Here is an 18,323-nt window from a genome sequence, read left to right as displayed (position 1 = left end):
AAGCTGAAGACTGTAGGATAAAGCTGTCCACCTAAGAAAGCGAGCCAATAATACGAAGTATTGTAAATAAAGAAGCCAGTAAATGAATTCATAAAAACGCATTTACTGGCTATTTCTTTAGGAATTATATCCTAAATTATTTATTTATATGCGCAATCGATAACTGAATTGCAAATGCGTTTGCATTAAGCTTTTTCAACTCTAGTCATCCTTGCCGAGGCGAGACTACAAAATATTTTTATACAAATAAGATTTCTGTATAGCTCCCTCGTATTTTAATAGTAGCGTTCATTTCTCAAGTGTTTATATAGATTATAATTCTTGGAATGTTTGAACGATTAAATACACATTAAGAATACTTAAAATTACAATTAAACACCAGCTAATAATATTTACCCAGCGTTTATTTTTAAAAACGCCCATTAATTTTTTGTCATTCGTCGCTAGTTGTAACGGTATGAGTGAGAATGGTAAAGCGATACTTAAAAATACTTGTGAGAATACTAATAATTGTTCTACTTTTTCTGTATTACTTTTGAAAACAATTAGACAAATGATAATTGGTAAAATTGCTATACCACGTGTAATTAATCTACGTGACCAATTTGGAATTTTTAAATTGATAAAACCTTCCATGACAATTTGGCCTGCCATTGTACCTGTGATTGTTGAGTTTTGACCTGATGCCAATAAAGCTACGGCAAATAGTGTACTCATAATGGCACCCATAGTTGCACCTAGGGCTGGCTCAGTTTTAAGTGCATGGTATAAATCAAAGAAACCACCTAATTGTTCAGTATTCGCGCCATAAAATAATGCAGCACCAAGTACTAATAATAGACAATTAATAACAAATGCGATGATAAGTTGAATGTTTGAGTCAAGCGTTGCGAATCTCACAGCATTTTTCTTTGCTTTGTCGTCATTTCTATCATACATACGAGATTGTACGATAGATGAATGTAAATATAAATTATGTGGCATAATTGTCGCACCGATTATACCTAATGCGATATATAAAGCACCATTATTAGTAATTATTTCTGTTTGTGGTACGAAACCATTCAACATATGCGTTACAGAAGGTGATGCGATAAATACTTCGAATAAGAAAATAATTAATACAGTAAAGATGAGCGTACCGACAATAGCTTCAATTTTTCTAAAACCGAAATGCATAATAAATAGTAATAAAAATACATCTAATACTGTAATAATTGAACCAACAAGTAATGGAATATCAAAGAGTAGGTATAATGCGATTGCACTACCAATTACTTCTGCAATGTCAGTCGCAATAATTGCCAACTCTGTAATAATCCAAAATACATAGGTGAATGGTTTGTTTAAATAATGTTTAGTTGCTTGAGCCAAATCCATATTGGTGGCAATTCCTAAACGTACCGCCATACTTTGTAATAACATAGCCGCTAAACTTGATAGTAAAATGACGAATAATAGCATATATCCAAATTGGGCGCCACCTTGCATTGATGTAATCCAATTACCTGGATCCATATAACCGACTGCAATTAGCAATCCAGGGCCTAAAAATGATAACAATTTACGGCTAAATTTGCCATCAGTATTAATGGATACTGTATTATTAATTTCACTTAGACTTTTTTCATTCTCTCTCTCTGTCATATTTTCACCACTCACTAATTTTTATAATAATTCAAGGATATTAAAAAATAATTGTTAGGTCAACCTAAAAATTGCAATTTGTAGTTATTTTAAGTAGTTATATTAGTCTTTTGGTGATATAGTAATTTTGATAAAATATTAATTGTGAATAAAAGGAGGTAAGTTATGAATAGAAAGACCGAAAAAATATTGGCGTGGATTGGTAATGGTTTAAGTATTTTATATTTATTTATCGTGTTATTAGGTGTGCTATTATTAAACACAAATACTAAAGAATTTAAAAAAGTGTTTAATGAAATGTCTCAGGCACAAGGACAAAATTTCTCGCCAGATTTATTATTTATGAGCTATATGATTCAAATTATTATTTTAGTAGTAGTCATTATTTTAGCTATAATTGCAACGCTAATAATGAAAAATAATCGTGTTTTAGCTGGTGTGTTATTTATCATTGCAGCAGTCGTTAGTCTTTTTGTTACTAATTTAGTAGCGATGGTGTTATGGATTATTGTTGCTGTTAAGTTATTTATAAAAAAAGATAATCATCTTATTAAACAAGGTAAGACAAATATTCCTAACCACAATCAACAGCAATGGAATCCTGAGCAAGATTTAAATAAGAAAAAAGACGACCCATATATTTATTAACATAAATATATTTCATTAACAAAGCAGCCTGTATTTATTACAGAGCTGCTTTTAGTGTTATTTAAGGTAAATGTGATATTAAGCATAAAATTTGAGTAATTGAGTGAATGTATCTTCTAAGAATGAGATAAAGGCTTTATCATTTTTTAATTCATCTGCACCAGGTTGCAATGTTCTTGCAACAAAAAATTCGCCTTTTTTAACGTTTTTAACGCGATCAATTGCTTTTTGTAAACTTGAATCATCCATATCTTTAATCAGTGTTTTTTCTTGGCTCATATGGTCTAAACTTACGCTGTAATCAGCGGGAAGGTTTTTAAGTTGATTGAATTGATCCTCAAATACTTTTACTTGTTGTGCTTTATCCTTTGCTTCATGCATAACGCCGTACATCACAAATAATTGTTCTTCAAATAGTCCAATTTGGAAATGTGGTTGCATTTTATAACCACGTTTATTCGTCGCAAAAGCAACCCAAGTGTCTTTAGGTGGATTTACACTCCTTCTTGCATGTTTTGCAACATGTGGATAGAAAACTTCTCCCGTTTGAGTTTCTAAATATTGGGCGAAATAATCACCTAAATTGTTTAATTGAGGACGCACATGTTCTTCGAGTGCTGCCATTCTATCGTCTAATCCTGGTACTGTAAATGCTTTGAAATCTTTGGGTTTAAATATATATTTAGTCATATTAACCTCCAACATAATTATAACTATAGTTGATGATATTGTAGCATATTCACTCTTTAGAAACATTGCCTTAGCTTTATATGTAACGCAATTTTTTATTTAAAGTAAAGAAGAAAAAATTTTATTTTACTTTTTCTATGCATATGACATTTTTTATAGAAGCATTTACTGTATAATACAATTTAAGCTAGGAGATGATTTTATGACTGTATATGAATTTGCAAAAGGTCTTATATTAGAAGCAGGTAATAATGTTACTAAAATTATGCAACAAGAAATTGAAATTGAAACTAAATCCAATCCAAACGATTTAGTCACAAATGTAGATAAAGCAACAGAACAATTTCTGTTTGATAATATAAAAGAAACTTATCCTAATCATGCCGTCATCGGTGAAGAAGGCCATGGACATGATGTATCGAAAACACAGGGTGTTGTTTGGGTCGTTGATCCTATTGATGGCACATTAAATTTTGTGCATCAGCAAGAAAACTTTGCAATTTCTATTGGTATTTTTATAGATGGCGAACCATATGCTGGTTTTGTTTACGATGTTATCAATAACGTGTTATATCATTGTAAAGCAGGCGAGGGCGCATATGAAAATGAGCGACTAATACCACCATTAGCAGAAGATACACTAGAGAAAAGTATTATAGGTATTAATCCAAATTGGTTAACTAAACCTAAGTTAGGGCCTATGTTGCAGCCAATTGTTGAAGACTCGAGAAGCGCAAGAGCTTATGGCTCTGCGGCGTTAGAAATTGTTTATGTCGCGACGGGGAAATTAGGCGCATATGTGACTCCTAGGTTACAACCATGGGACTTCGCTGGTGGCATGATAATTTTAAATGAAGTTAATGGAAAAGCTACAAATATGTTAGGTGAACCATTGTCTATTTTACATCCTAATTCGGTAATTGTAGCTAATGCAAGTTTACATGATAATTTAATTCATAATTATTTTGATAATTATAGAGATACGTTAATCGCACTTCATGAACGCTTCAAATAATAAATGTGTCTATAAAAAACTAATCCATGTAAAATACATGGATTAGTTTTTTTAAGCAATAATTTAGTGAATTGATCTTGTTAGACAACTATTCACTATAAATAATTATAGCCAGCCATTTTCACGATATTTCTTTTTTAAAGTGAAACCAACGCCAAATGTTGCAATGAACAATATAAGTGTTAAAATCATCAATGGAACATTTGTAGCTGCTAAGCTAAAACTAAATAATAATAAGAATATGATGGCTACTACTGCGAGTACCCAAAATATAGCTTTTGATTTTTTTTGTTGCATCCCTACCACACCTTTTTGTTTTCTTTAATCAATTATATGATATAATAATTAAGTTGCAATTAAAAGTGGGAAATTACTCGAGAAAGGAAATTATTGAATGACTAATTTAAGAGAAGATGTTCGAAATATAGCAATCATCGCTCACGTTGACCATGGTAAAACGACTTTAGTAGATGAATTATTAAAGCAATCAGGCATGTTCCGTGAAAATCAACACGTAGATGAAAGAGCGATGGATTCAAACGATTTAGAAAAAGAGCGTGGTATTACAATTTTAGCGAAAAATACTGCGGTTGATTACAAAGGCACAAGAATTAATATTTTAGATACACCAGGGCACGCTGACTTTGGTGGTGAAGTAGAACGTATTATGAAAATGGTAGATGGTGTAGTACTTGTTGTAGACGCATACGAAGGTACGATGCCACAAACTCGTTTCGTATTGAAAAAAGCATTAGAACAAAATTTAAAACCAGTAGTAGTTGTAAATAAAATTGATAAACCTTCAGCTAGACCTGAAGGCGTTGTAGACGAAGTATTAGACTTATTTATCGAATTAGAAGCTACTGACGAACAATTAGACTTCCCTGTTGTATATGCTTCTGCTGTTAATGGTACTGCAAGTTTAGAGTCAGATAAGCAAGACGAAACGATGCAATCATTATACGAATCTATTATCGAATATATTCCAGCCCCACTAGACAATCATGAAGAGCCATTACAATTCCAAGTAGCATTGTTAGATTACAATGACTATGTAGGTCGTATAGGTGTAGGACGTATATTCAGAGGAACAATGCGCGTAGGTGACAATGTGTCGCTAATTAAATTAGATGGGACAGTGAAAAACTTCCGTGTTACTAAAATATTTGGTTACTTCGGTTTAAACCGTGTTGAAGTTCAAGAAGCACATGCCGGTGACCTTATTGCCGTATCAGGTATGGAAGACATTAACGTTGGTGAAACAGTAACGCCACACGATCACCAAGATGCTTTACCTGTGTTACGTATTGACGAACCTACATTAGAAATGACATTTAAAGTTAATAATTCACCATTTGCTGGTCGTGAAGGTGATTTCGTAACAGCACGTCAAATCCAAGAACGTTTAGATGAACAATTAGAAACAGACGTTTCTTTAAAAGTTACACAAACTGATTCACCAGACACTTGGATTGTAGCTGGTCGTGGTGAACTACATTTATCTATCCTCATTGAAAATATGAGACGTGAGGGTTATGAATTACAAGTTTCTAAACCACAAGTAATTTTAAAAGATATCGATGGTGTAACATGTGAACCATTTGAAAGAGTACAATGTGAAGTACCACAAGAATATACAGGTGCAGTTATTGAATCATTGGGTCAACGTAAAGGTGAAATGTTAGACATGGTTACTACAGACAATGGTCTAACACGTATTATCTTTATGGTGCCTGCACGTGGTATGATTGGATACACTACAGAGTTTATGTCTCAAACACGTGGTTACGGTATTATTAACCATACATTTGAAGAATTTAAACCACGAATCAAAGGTCGTATTGGCGGCAGAAGAAATGGTGCTTTAGTTTCAATGGACCAAGGTCAAGCAAGTTCATACGCGATTATGAGTTTAGAAGATCGTGGTACTAACTTTATGGAACCTGGTACAGAAGTATATGAAGGTATGATTGTTGGTGAACATAACCGTGATAATGACTTAACAGTTAATATTACTAAAGTTAAACACCAAACTAACGTACGTTCTGCTACAAAAGACCAAACAGTTACTATGAAACGACCAAGAGTTTTAACGTTAGAAGAAGCACTACAATTTATTAATGACGATGAATTAGTAGAGGTTACGCCAGAAAGTATCCGCTTAAGAAAGAAAATACTTGAAAAATCTGCGCGTGAAAAAGAATCAAAACGAATTAAACAAATGATGCAAGACGAAGAATAAATAAAAAAGCCAATCAATAGTTGATTGGCTTTTTTATGATTTATATGTATTGATTATTATATTTGCCACTAATAAACAAAGCCATTGTTATTTATTTAAATAGCAATGGCTTTGTTTTAAACAGTTAATTATAATTAATATGTGTTTTACGTTGCTTAGGTGAATCTAAACGACTTTTGCATTCGTCACACATAAAAGTATGCATTGGATCATTACGTAATCGTTTAGCTTCTAATGTATTTTTGTCGATGAGTACCTTGGTATCACAAATTATACATTGCACCGTCATCATCATTAAATCACCTCAATGTTTGTCACATAATTAAATTTATGTGAATAGCCTTGTTCAGGTGTGTAGATAAAACTATCAACCGCATTATCGTCATAAAGTCTTTTGCCTTCTCTAGCAAATTGGAAAAATAAATAAGGCAATAATTCGATATCTATATCAATCGCATCTTCATCATTAGATAACCGTATTAATTTAGCATCGTTATGTGGTTCAGCATTTTTGAAAAATGTAGCCATGTTTATTACAAAAGTGCCATCAAGCATCGCATTTTTTTTATATTTAATTTCAGAATTTAACGTAGGTGGATTTGTTTGTCCTTCAAGAATAGCACGATTCCATTCTCTATTATCCTCGAAATCTATCGGTTTAGTACCTTCAAAAATACCAGATTCCAAATCTTCAATTTTTACTTTGCGATCATCGAATATCCACGTTGTACTATCTAAAGTAATTGGAAATTTAACCGCGCCTTTAATTTGAATCATTTTCCCACTCCCTAATAAATTTATTACTCGTAAAAATTTTATACCATTTAGATAAGCATTAAATAAAAGATAAAATTGTGTCTGTTTTATGACATATTATACACTTTATTTTCTGACAATTTCATAAGCTTAAAACAAGGAAAAAACCATGATAGCAGTGGTTATAAAATTAGCCATTTTAGTTTGCCAAATTGAATGGTAAAAAATTTCTCTTAACTATTTTAGCATATCTTAACTCATGAAGTATAATACATAAATTCACTTGCTTTTTAATTCTTTGTAGGATAGAATTTTAATATAAAGTTACATTTGATAGGGGGAATATGTCATGGTAAAAAGCCAAAAATTAAATAATGCGGCATATGACCAGTTAAATAAAGATGCTGACAGGATTTTACAATTGATTAAAGTTCAGATGGACAATCTTACTTTACCTCAATGCCCATTATATGAAGAAGTACTAGACACTCAAATGTTTGGCTTACAAAAAGAAGTTGATTTTGCCATTCAATTAGAGTTAATTGATAAAGAAGTAGGAAAAGATTTAATGCTTCGTTTAGAAAAAGAATTGTCTAAACTTCATGACGCTTTTACAAACGTATGATGTGTATTAAATGTATTTGTTTAATGATATAAAAGTTAATCGTTTGTATTAAAACTACATAGAGACAAGTTAGTGACTAAAGAATCAAATGTATGTTGATTTATGTTTAGTCACTTTTTTTATAAAGTAACAAAATACATTATAACTTTATTCGAGAAATTACAGTAAAGTTGCTATAATAAAATGTGCAAAGTTTATACTTAATAAAGCGTAGTTCGAATGTTTTTACATAAATTAAGTATATAGAAATGATATTATTTTAGAAGTGGATGAAATTTACAATGAAAAATATTAGGCAAATACTACGGCATGTAGGAAAATATGCAAAGTACATTGACTATCCTTTAGTTGTTACATATATTTTATTATGTATGATCGGCTTAGTTATGGTCTATAGTGCGAGTATGGTTGCAGCTACAAAAGGTTCATTGACTGGTGGCATATCAGTATCAGGTACTTATTTTTATTCTAGGCAATTACTTTACGTTATTATGAGTTTCGGAATCGTGTTCTTTATGGCATTTTTCCTTAATGTTAAATTTTTGGAACAGACAAAATTTCAAAAATGGATGATGCTCATTATAGTAGGCTTGCTATGTGCGACGCTTGTTATTGGTAGTAATATCAATGGTTCTAAAAGTTGGATTAACTTAGGTTTTATGAATTTACAAGCTTCAGAATTGTTGAAAATTGCATTAATTCTCTACATACCATATATGATAGAAAAGAAAAGACCGAAAGTTTTTAAACAACCTAAATTATTAACGTCTCCAATAGTACTAGCAGCATTTTGTATTGGCTTAGTATTGTTAGAAAAAGACGTTGGACAAACTTTACTTATTATAATCATATTCTTCTCAATAATATTTTATGCGGGTATTGGTGTTGAAAAAACGGTTAAATATTTACTTATGGTCGTCATTGGTGTTGTAGTAGTTGGTGGTTTGGCATTGCTATTTGGTTTAGTACCACATTACTTAACTGCACGTTTCAGTACTTTATTAAATCCATTTAGTAATGAAGCAGGTACGGGTTATCACATTTCCAACTCACTATTAGCAATAGGTAATGGTGGTTTATTTGGTAGGGGATTAGGTAATAGTATTATGAAACTAGGTTATTTACCTGAGCCTCATACAGACTTTATCTTTTCAATCATTTGTGAAGAACTTGGACTTATTGGTGGTTTATTTGTAATATGTTTACTATTTTTTATCGTTTACAGAGCTTTCCAACTGGCAAATAAAACATCTTCATATTTCTATAAATTAGTTTGTGTCGGTATTGCTAGTTATATTGGAAGTCAAACATTTGTTAACTTAGGTGGTATTTCTGGTACAATTCCACTTACAGGTGTGCCATTGCCATTTATTAGTTTTGGTGGATCTTCTATGGTTAGTTTAAGTATCGCTATGGGCTTATTATTAATAACTGCTAAACAAATTAAAATTGATGAACAATATAAAAAAGAAAATAACTATAATATACGTTCTGTACCGTCAAACAGACGTAGATAAATAAGCAACAGACATTACATCTAAAATGTAATGTCTGTTTATTTTTATACAATGTCTGATATAAAGTCCTAAAGTGAAAGTAATTTTTAGTGCTTATTATTGTATAAATAGGTGCTATAAAGGCGTTGATAAATTATAATATAACAACAATACATAAAATTTATATAAGACATGAGTATGTCTATTGTAAAAATATGAGTAATTATACATTTAATAGTATAAAATAACACTAAGAATAATTTATTACTGTATACAAACAACGCATTTTGATATAATGTTATATATCTAACTATTTAGAAAATTCAAAAATTTAAGGGGGACCATGATTTGAGAAACATAAATAAATTACTTGTAGCTAATCGTGGGGAAATTGCAATTAGAATTTTTAGGGCGGCTACTGAATTAGATATTCAGACAGTTGCTATATATTCAAATGAAGATAAAGGATCTTTACATAGATATAAAGCAGACGAATCATATTTAGTCGGTGAAGATTTAGGACCGGCAGATAGTTATTTAAATATAGAGAGAATTATTGAAGTAGCTAAACGCGCAGAAGTGGATGCTATTCATCCAGGTTATGGATTTTTAAGCGAAAATGAAACTTTTGCACGTCGTTGTAAAGAAGAGGGCATAAAATTTATTGGGCCAAGACTTGAACATTTGGATATGTTCGGAGATAAGGTGAAAGCTAGAGAAACTGCTATTAAAGCTGATTTACCTGTTATTCCAGGTACGGATGGACCAGTAGAAACTTTTGATGCTGCCAAATCATTTGCCGAAGAAGCTGGTTATCCATTAATGATTAAAGCGACAAGTGGCGGTGGTGGTAAAGGTATGCGTATCGTTCGTAATGCTGATGAATTAGAAGATGCATTCCACAGAGCTAAATCAGAAGCTGAGAAATCTTTTGGTAATAGTGAAGTTTATATAGAAAGATATATTGATAATCCTAAACACATTGAAGTACAAATTATCGGCGACGAGCATGGCAATATCGTTCATTTATATGAGCGCGATTGTTCTGTTCAACGTAGACATCAAAAAGTTGTCGAAGTTGCGCCATCTGTTGGTCTTACAGAAGAAATGAGAGAACGTATATGTGACGCTGCCGTAGATTTATCCAATAAAATTGATTATGTCAACGCAGGAACTGTAGAATTTTTAGTTTCGGGAGAAGAGTTCTTCTTTATTGAAGTGAATCCGCGTGTTCAAGTTGAACATACGATTACAGAAATGATCACAGGTATTGATATCGTCAAAACTCAAATTTTAATTGCGGATGGAGAACCATTATTTGGGGAACGTGTTAACATGCCGCACCAAGAAGATATAAAAACATTAGGTTATGCTGTGCAATGTCGTATTACAACAGAAGATCCATCTAATGATTTTATGCCAGATACTGGCCGTATTATTGCTTATCGCTCTAGTGGTGGTTTTGGTGTACGTTTAGATGCTGGCGACGGTTTCCAAGGTGCAGAAATTTCACCGTATTATGATTCTTTGCTAGTTAAATTGTCTACTCATGGACTTAACTTTAAACAAGCGCAAGAAAAAATGGACCGTTCGTTACAAGAAATGCGTATTAGAGGGGTAAAGACGAACGTACAATTTTTAAAAAACGTAATACGTAATCCTCAATTTATTAGTGGTGATTATACAACTAAATTTATTGAAAATACGCCTGAACTTTTTGAAATTGAATCGAGTCAAGACAGAGGTACAAAAACGTTAGAATACATTGGTAACATTACAGTTAATGGCTTCCCAAATGTAGAAAAGCGACCAAAACCTGAATATGAAGTTACACCTACGCCAAAAGTGAGTAAAAAAGAGATTGCGCAATTATCAGGCACGAAACAATTATTAGATGACAAAGGACCAAAAGCTGTAGCAGATTGGTTAAAACAACAAGAAGATGTATTGATTACAGATACTACTTTTAGAGATGCTCATCAATCATTATTAGCAACTCGAGTTCGTACAAATGACATGATGAACATAGCTTCTAAAACGGCGCAAGTCATGAAAGATAACTTTTCACTTGAAATGTGGGGTGGTGCGACGTTTGATGTTGCCTATAATTTCTTGAAGGAAAATCCATGGGAGCGTTTGGAAAGATTACGTAAAGCAATACCTAACGTGTTATTCCAAATGTTATTACGTGCATCTAACGCAGTTGGTTATAAAAACTATCCGGATAATGTAATTAAAAAGTTTGTTAAAGAAAGTGCTGATGCAGGCATCGATGTATTCCGTATTTTTGACTCATTAAACTGGATAGATCAAATGAAAGTGGCGAATGAAGCAGTGCAAGAAGCCGGTAAAATATCCGAAGGTACGATTTGTTATACGGGTGATATTTTAAATCCAGAACGTTCAAATATTTATACACTCGATTATTATGTAAATATGGCGAAAACATTGGAGCGTGAAGGTTTCCATATTTTAGCAATAAAAGACATGGCAGGTTTATTAAAACCTAAGGCTGCTTACGAACTCGTTGCAGAATTAAAATCAGTTGTCGATATTCCGATTCATCTGCACACCCATGATACAAGTGGTAATGGTTTACTATTATATAAACAAGCAATCGATGCAGGCGTTGATGTTATTGATACTGCTGTAGCATCAATGAGTGGCTTAACAAGTCAACCAAGTGCGAATTCATTGTATTATGCGTTAAACGGTTTCCCACGTGATATGCGTGCGGATATTGAAGGTATGGAAAGCTTGTCTCAATATTGGGGTACTGTGAGACAATACTATAGCGACTTTGAAAGTGATATTAAATCACCTAATACTGAAATCTATAAACATGAAATGCCAGGCGGTCAATATTCTAACTTACATCAACAAGCTAAAAGTTTAGGTTTAGGTAATCGTTACAACGAAGTAAAAGAGATGTATCGTAGAGTAAACTTCTTATTCGGCGATATAGTTAAAGTAACGCCGTCATCTAAAATAGTAGGCGATATGGCACTTTACATGGTACAAAATGATTTAGATGAAGAAACTGTACTCAAAGACGGTTACAAATTAGACTTCCCTGAATCAGTCGTATCATTTTTCAAAGGTGACATTGGTCAACCTGTAGATGGCTTCAATAAAGAATTGCAAAAAGTTGTGCTTAAAGGTGAAACGCCTTTAGAAGACAGACCAGGCGAATACCTAGACCCAGTAGATTTTGAAAGTGTTAGAAAAGAATTAGAAGAAAAACAACTAAAAGAAGTAACAGAACAGGACATTATTAGTTATGTACTATATCCAAAAGTATACGAACAATATATGTTAACACAGGAACAATACGGTAATGTGTCATTGCTTGATACACCAACATTCTTCTTTGGTATGCGTAACAACGAAACTGTAGAAATCGAAATTGATACAGGTAAACGACTGATTATTACACTCAAAGCTATTACAGAACCAGATGACAAGGGTGTACGTACGATTTTCTACGATATGAACGGTCAAGCACGACGAATTTATATTCAAGATGAAAATGTAAAAGCCAATGCCAGTGTAAAACCTAAAGCAGATAAACTAAACCCTAATCATATTGGGGCGCAAATGCCAGGTTCGGTAACAGAAGTTAAAGTTGCTGAGGGTGAAAACGTAAAGAGTGGCCAAGCATTATTAATTACAGAAGCAATGAAAATGGAAACAACTGTTCAAGCGCCATTTGATGGTGTAGTTACTAAGTTAACTGTACAAAGTGGTGACGCAATTGAATCAGGAGATTTATTAATAGAAATTGAAAAAGAAGCTGTAGATTAACCCTATAATTTGATTAACTATAAAATGGGAGAGGGATAAAAATCTTATTTTTATAAGAAGATCTTGTAGTTTCGTCCCCCACAGGATGACTGAATTGAAAGAAGCTGGATACAAGCTTACTTCCAATTCAGTCATCTACTCCCTATATAAAAGTTGAGCCTGAGGACAATATGTCCCAGGCTCAACTTTTTTTTAGCGTTTATCATTTTTAACTAACCACCGCTGCGAATTGTTCGTAACATCAATACGATGAAGTAAGTGATTAAGCCAAATAAAATAGTAATAATTAGAGCGTGTAGTAATGCAATAATTAAATTCACATGAGTGATAACAGATAGTGCGCCTGTAATTACTTGCAAAATAATTAAAATAAATGCTGTCGTGTAACCATAACGTATTGTTCTATTTTGGTGATAATTATTAAGTGCATGGATGAAGGTTAATAATATCCAAATAAATGTAATTAACGCCATACCTCTATGGACGAAGTTAATCCAATCTCCTTCGGTATGAGGTATAATGTCGTGAAATGGTAATGGCCATTCACCATATGCAAGGCTTGCTTTCTTATGTCTGACTAGTGCGCCTGTATAAATTGTTAAATATACAATACCCGTCATAATCCATGTTAGAGTACGTAACGGTTTTCTAATAAAGAGTTCATCAGCCTCATATTTGCGATCAACTTCAAATATGATTAACATCATTACAAAAACAGAAGAAAAGCTGACTAAAGAAATACCAAAATGTAATGCTAAAATATAGGCGTTTTGTTGCCAAATAACTGCCGCAGCACCTATAAGTGCTTGAATTAATAAAAAGCTGATACTAATAATTGCTAATGGTTTTATTTCTTTTATATAACCAATATGTTTCCAAGCAACAATAGATAACCATACTACAACGATTAAGGATAATCCTGATACGGCACGATGGCTTAATTCAATTATTGTTTGTATTGGTAAATTTTGCGGTAGAAAAGCGCCATGACATAATGGCCAGTCGGAACCACAGCCATTAGCTGAACCAGTCTTAGTTACGAGCGCCCCGCCTAATTGTACTAGTGCCATAATGATGGTAGCTAGTACCGATAACCATTTTAGGTTTCGTTTTTTAAACAATGATAAACACCCCATCAAAAAATTACCTTTATGAGATAAAAATTTCCAATAACAATATATTATAGTAATACTATTGGTTTTTGCAAAAATCTCATCTTAAATTATAAGAAAGGCTATAATAATCTTTAACCTCATTATAGCAAGAATATCTATATAATTTGTGTCACAATAATGACGATTTGTAATGTCGCTAAAGTGTCACAAATAAATTTTAATATATATGGAGTTTTAAATAATTATGCTTTATCATATATATTGTATGAAAATATAAGGAGGGAAATTATGAACAAAGAGCAAACTTTGTCACAATCTTCGAGCCGTGTAACGTATAAAGAGTTACAGCAAATTATAAAAATGGGGCTTGTACAGGGCAACTTAATTCCAGCATTTGCCGGTTCATGGCTTGCAATTGTTTTAGCAAATCATTCCTTCCTCTCGTCAATACCTCAAATCATTATGATGCTATTAGGGTCTACATTAATTATGGGTGGTGCTTGTGCACTGAACAATTATTATGACCAAGATATTGACAGCATCATGCCTAGTAAACAAAAGAGACCAACTGTAAACGACAGAATTTCAGACAGAAATTTATTGATCCTTAGTTTTGGGATGATGCTAATAGGAGAGGCTTTATTGTTTGCACTTAACATACCTTCAGGTGTCATTGGTTTATTAGGTATCGTTGGTTATGTATCTTTTTATTCTATTTGGGCAAAACGTCACACTGTATGGAATACTGTAATCGGTAGTTTTCCCGGAGCTGTGCCACCGTTAATAGGTTGGACTGCGATTGAAGGTCATTTAAGCGTTACTGCAATTGCATTATTTTTAGTTGTCTTTTGTTGGCAACCCGTACACTTTTACGCTCTAGCGATTAAGCGTCAAGATGAATATTCATTAGCGAACATTCCGATGCTACCATCAGTTAAAGGATTTAATCGTACGAGAGTGAGTATGTTTATTTGGTTAGTATTTTTACTACCATTACCATTTTTATTTAGAGAATTAGGTATTACGTTTATGATACTTGCTACTTTACTAAACTTAGGTTGGCTATACATGGGTCTAACAAGTTTTAAAAAGGGTACAGATAATACTAAATGGGCAACTAAGATGTTTATCTATTCATTAAACTATTTAGTCGTATTTTTCGTATTAACAGTAATTGTTTCTCTAATCGAGATGTTTTAAATTTAATTATTAAGGATGGAACTTATGAATTTACCTATTTTACCTACAATTAGTACAACCTGCATTGTATTAAGTGCAATTTTAGTTGCAATAGGTTGGCGCAAAATTTGGAAACGTAACATCGAGGGGCATAAAAGAATAATGTTAACTGCCGCAGTAGCAGCATTATTATTCTTTATTATTTATGCTTCAAGAACTGTGTTTATAGGAAACACAGCATTCGGCGGACCGGATTCAATTAAAATTTATTATACGATATTTTTAGTTTTTCATATAAATTTGGCTACAATTGGTGGCATTCTTGGTTTAGTCCAAATTATTACTGCGTTTAAAGATAAGTTTAATATTCATAGAAAAGTCGGACCTATCGCTTCTATTATTTGGTTCTTCACAGCGATTACAGGTGTAGCTGTATACGTTTTACTATATGTTTTATATCCAGGTGGAGAAACAACGTCATTAATTAAGGCAACTTTAGGTTTATAAAAAGGGCTTACGCCAAATAATTAACCAATCAACTTGTTTGAAAGTCAGACATGTTGATTGGTTTTTTAATACAGTTAATTGTGTATGATTATAATATTTATGTTGCATTCACAATATTAAATAAAGGCTATTGCCGGTTATTTTTAAAGATAAGTTTTTAGTTTTTTTGCTTATGTTGTGTAATATAATTGTTTAAATGCTTAGCAGTAAATGATGATGTATGATTTAACAATTCTTGAGGTCTGCCTTCAAATAGTAAATAACCACCGTGTTCACCCGCATAAGGCCCAATGTCTACAATCCAATCTGCTTGAGTCATAACCGTTAAATTATGCTCTATCAATATAATAGTATTATTTGCAGCGATAAGGTCATCAAAACACTTCATTAAAATATGGATATCATTTTCATGTAATCCTGTAGTGGGCTCGTCAAAAATAAAGATATGATTTTCAACTTTATCTATTAAATGTTTACTCAACTTTGCGCGTTGTGTTTCACCTCCAGATAGAGTGCTTAGCGATTGTCCTAAAGTCATATAATTTAAACCCGTAGCTTTTAATGCCTGTAAGGCATTAATAATGTGGTCGTTATGATTAAAGTAGTCAAGTGCTTCATCTACTGTTAAGGCAAGTATGTCTGCGATAGAGTAATTATTAACTGTCGCTTCTAAAACTTCTGGATGATATCGTGTGCCATGACACAAATCACAAACTTGTGTGAAATCTGGCATAAAAGCAAGTTCTGTTTTCAGTACACCTTTACCATGACATTGTGGGCATGCACCTTCGGAGTTATAGCTAAACATGCTTTTCTTTAAATCAGTGTGTTCACTAAAAAATGAACGAACTTCATCAAAAATATCCATAAAAGTTAATAGGTTTGAGCGACTAGAAGCGTGGACAGCTTTTTGCGTAATATAGCTGACGTTATTGCGTGATGTAAAACCAGAATGAATTAGCGAACTTTTCCCAGAACCAGCGACGCCCGTTATAACTGACATGGCTTGTTGAGGGAAAGTCACGGTTATATCTTTTAAATTATTATGAGTTAAATGTGATAATTCAATCGTTTCTTTAAAAGGTCTAGGATTGATTTTTAAATGTTTTGGCTTTCTTAGTGCTTCACCCGTACTTGTATTAGAAGACAATAAACTTTCGTAACTCCCTGTGAATGTAACGTTACCACCGTGTTTTCCTGCATTTGGACCTAAATCAACGACGTAATCTGCAATTTGAATCACATCTGGATCATGTTCAACAACAAGAACGGTATTACCTTTAGCTTTTAAAGATTGAATGATTTCATTAATACGTTGAATATCTTCTGGATGTAGCCCGATACTCGGCTCATCTATAATATAAACTAAATCACTTAATGGACTATTTAAATGTCTAATTAATTTTATACGTTGTGATTCTCCTCCTGAAAGCGTAGGAGTAGGACGTGATAAAGTTAAATAATTCAAACCAATGTCTCTTAATGCTTCAAGTTGTTCAAGTAACGGCGCTATGATTACATTAGCTTTGTCGTTATCAATTGTTTTTAAAAAAGCAATAGCATCTGTTATGGCTAGATGAGTAAAGTCAGCAATATCGAGTCCATTTATTTTACAACTTAAAACTGTTTGATTTAATCTTTTGCCATTACAAGTAGGACAATACGACTGTGTAACTACACGGTCTACATCTTGCTTGAATTTATTCTTTTCAAAATTGTCACTCAATAAAAATGAACGTCTGAAGCGGTGAATCAATCCTTCAAATTTCGCAGTGCGTGGCCAATTACTTGGTGGATTTTTAAGCTTTTTAGGTTTGGTATATAATAAAGTATCCATCTCTTTTTTAGTGTAATCTTTTAACTTTTTATTATTGTCAAAAAGGCCGGAGTATAAGTATCTTTTTCCTCGCCAACTACCAGGCCTAAAAGAAGGGAAGTTTATTGCATCCTCATTTAACGACTTGTCATAATCGAGCAATTCATTTAAATCAATATCTTCAACATAGCCTAGACCTGAACATGTTTCACACATGCCTTTTGTATTATTAAAAGAGAAAATATCTGAATAACCTACAAAGGGTTCACCTATGCGTGACCAAAGTAACCTTACTGAAGCGTAGATATCGGTAATCGTTCCTACGGTAGACCTTGAATTACCACCAAGTCTTTTCTGATTAATAATCATTGCGACGGGGAGATGAGCTATTAAATCAACGTCCGGTTTTTCGTATTGTGTCAGTTGATGTTGTATGTATGAAGAATAAGTTTCATTTAGTAATCTTTCAGATTCTGCAGCTAATGTATTAAATACGAGTGATGATTTCCCAGAACCTGAGCGCCCTGTAAAAACAGTTATTTTATGTTTAGGAATCTCTAATGAAATATCCTTTAAATTATTTTGTCTTGCACCTTGAATGCTAATTTGTTCCATTTTGTTCACCTCATTAGGTTGTATACCCTATAATTAAAGCTATAATAGTAAAGTTAGAAATGTTAAAAACTGAATTATTTGGATAAATAAGATATCTTGATTGTATATTAACAAAACATGTACAATGTGTATAAGATAAATTAGGTGGGTGAAAAATGAAAAAACTAA

The 18,323-nt window shown here is 32.7% G+C and carries 15 protein-coding genes; 8 read left to right on the top strand and 7 right to left on the bottom strand.

Going from position 1 to position 18,323, the window contains the following annotated elements; translation table 11 throughout:
- Positions 1 to 312: 312 nt before the first annotated feature.
- Entirely contained in the window at positions 313 to 1,647 is a 1,335-nt protein-coding gene (locus RPL90_RS11780) for an Nramp family divalent metal transporter (RefSeq protein WP_313549915.1), read from the bottom strand.
- A 165-nt stretch (positions 1,648 to 1,812) separates the two neighbouring features.
- Here RPL90_RS11780 and RPL90_RS11775 point away from each other — a divergent pair, with 165 nt between their 5' ends.
- On the top strand, positions 1,813 to 2,295 hold the full coding sequence (locus RPL90_RS11775) for a DUF4064 domain-containing protein (RefSeq protein ID WP_313549912.1): 483 nt from the start codon (positions 1,813 to 1,815) through the stop codon (positions 2,293 to 2,295).
- A 78-nt stretch (positions 2,296 to 2,373) separates the two neighbouring features.
- Here the strand turns inward: RPL90_RS11775 and RPL90_RS11770 are convergent, their stop codons facing one another.
- Positions 2,374 to 2,985 carry a YktB family protein gene (locus tag RPL90_RS11770; RefSeq protein ID WP_313549909.1) on the bottom strand — a complete coding sequence of 204 codons (612 nt, stop codon included), beginning with the start codon at positions 2,983 to 2,985 and terminating at the stop codon, positions 2,374 to 2,376.
- 202 nt (positions 2,986 to 3,187) lie between these two features.
- On the opposite strand from RPL90_RS11770, the gene RPL90_RS11765 reads away from it, so the two are divergent.
- Positions 3,188 to 4,000 (top strand): inositol monophosphatase family protein, encoded by an 813-nt coding sequence (locus RPL90_RS11765; protein WP_313549906.1) that lies wholly within the window; start codon positions 3,188 to 3,190, stop codon positions 3,998 to 4,000.
- A gap of 105 nt (positions 4,001 to 4,105) precedes the next feature.
- Here RPL90_RS11765 and RPL90_RS11760 read toward each other — a convergent pair whose 3' ends face one another.
- Complete coding sequence (locus tag RPL90_RS11760; RefSeq protein WP_048794188.1) at positions 4,106 to 4,297, bottom strand: DUF5325 family protein; 192 nt, start codon at positions 4,295 to 4,297, stop codon at positions 4,106 to 4,108.
- Positions 4,298 to 4,394: 97 nt separating this feature from the next.
- Between RPL90_RS11760 and typA the strand changes: the two genes are divergently transcribed.
- Complete coding sequence (gene typA / locus RPL90_RS11755; protein ID WP_313549901.1) at positions 4,395 to 6,242, top strand: translational GTPase TypA; 1,848 nt, start codon at positions 4,395 to 4,397, stop codon at positions 6,240 to 6,242.
- A 124-nt stretch (positions 6,243 to 6,366) separates the two neighbouring features.
- On the opposite strand, the gene RPL90_RS11750 is transcribed toward typA, so the two are convergent.
- Positions 6,367 to 6,534: a DUF2197 domain-containing protein gene (locus RPL90_RS11750; RefSeq protein WP_313549959.1), complete on the bottom strand. Its 168-nt coding sequence runs from the start codon at positions 6,532 to 6,534 to the stop codon at positions 6,367 to 6,369.
- A gap of 2 nt (positions 6,535 to 6,536) precedes the next feature.
- Complete coding sequence (locus RPL90_RS11745; protein ID WP_313549899.1) at positions 6,537 to 7,019, bottom strand: hypothetical protein; 483 nt, start codon at positions 7,017 to 7,019, stop codon at positions 6,537 to 6,539.
- A 328-nt stretch (positions 7,020 to 7,347) separates the two neighbouring features.
- On the opposite strand from RPL90_RS11745, the gene RPL90_RS11740 reads away from it, so the two are divergent.
- The 3 genes from RPL90_RS11740 to RPL90_RS11730 all read left to right on the top strand — a co-directional run bounded on the left by RPL90_RS11740 (position 7,348) and on the right by RPL90_RS11730 (position 12,923).
- Positions 7,348 to 7,623 (top strand): Fpa/YlaN family protein, encoded by a 276-nt coding sequence (locus RPL90_RS11740; protein WP_061854951.1) that lies wholly within the window; start codon positions 7,348 to 7,350, stop codon positions 7,621 to 7,623.
- 281 nt (positions 7,624 to 7,904) lie between these two features.
- A complete protein-coding gene (gene ftsW, locus RPL90_RS11735; protein WP_313549894.1) occupies positions 7,905 to 9,140 on the top strand; it encodes a cell division peptidoglycan polymerase FtsW in 1,236 nt (411 codons plus the stop codon).
- Between the two features lie 327 nt (positions 9,141 to 9,467).
- On the top strand, positions 9,468 to 12,923 hold the full coding sequence (locus RPL90_RS11730) for a pyruvate carboxylase (RefSeq protein ID WP_313549891.1): 3,456 nt from the start codon (positions 9,468 to 9,470) through the stop codon (positions 12,921 to 12,923).
- 212 nt (positions 12,924 to 13,135) lie between these two features.
- On the opposite strand, the gene RPL90_RS11725 is transcribed toward RPL90_RS11730, so the two are convergent.
- Positions 13,136 to 14,044, bottom strand: coding sequence for a COX15/CtaA family protein (locus RPL90_RS11725; RefSeq protein ID WP_313549888.1), 909 nt, complete (start codon positions 14,042 to 14,044; stop codon positions 13,136 to 13,138).
- A gap of 282 nt (positions 14,045 to 14,326) precedes the next feature.
- Here RPL90_RS11725 and cyoE point away from each other — a divergent pair, with 282 nt between their 5' ends.
- Positions 14,327 to 15,238, top strand: a complete 912-nt coding sequence (gene cyoE / locus RPL90_RS11720) for a heme o synthase (protein WP_313549885.1) — start codon at positions 14,327 to 14,329, stop codon at positions 15,236 to 15,238.
- Between the two features lie 24 nt (positions 15,239 to 15,262).
- On the top strand, positions 15,263 to 15,724 hold the full coding sequence (locus tag RPL90_RS11715; RefSeq protein ID WP_048794180.1) for a DUF420 domain-containing protein: 462 nt from the start codon (positions 15,263 to 15,265) through the stop codon (positions 15,722 to 15,724).
- Positions 15,725 to 15,881: 157 nt separating this feature from the next.
- Here the strand turns inward: RPL90_RS11715 and RPL90_RS11710 are convergent, their stop codons facing one another.
- Positions 15,882 to 18,155, bottom strand: coding sequence for an excinuclease ABC subunit UvrA (locus tag RPL90_RS11710; protein WP_313549880.1), 2,274 nt, complete (start codon positions 18,153 to 18,155; stop codon positions 15,882 to 15,884).
- Positions 18,156 to 18,323 lie beyond the last annotated feature (168 nt).

It is taken from the genome of Staphylococcus kloosii (assembly GCF_032139365.1).
Classification (GTDB): Bacteria; Bacillota; Bacilli; order Staphylococcales; family Staphylococcaceae; genus Staphylococcus; species Staphylococcus kloosii_A.
Note: the sequence above shows the minus strand (reverse complement) of the source record. Positions and strands in the feature narration are given on the sequence as shown.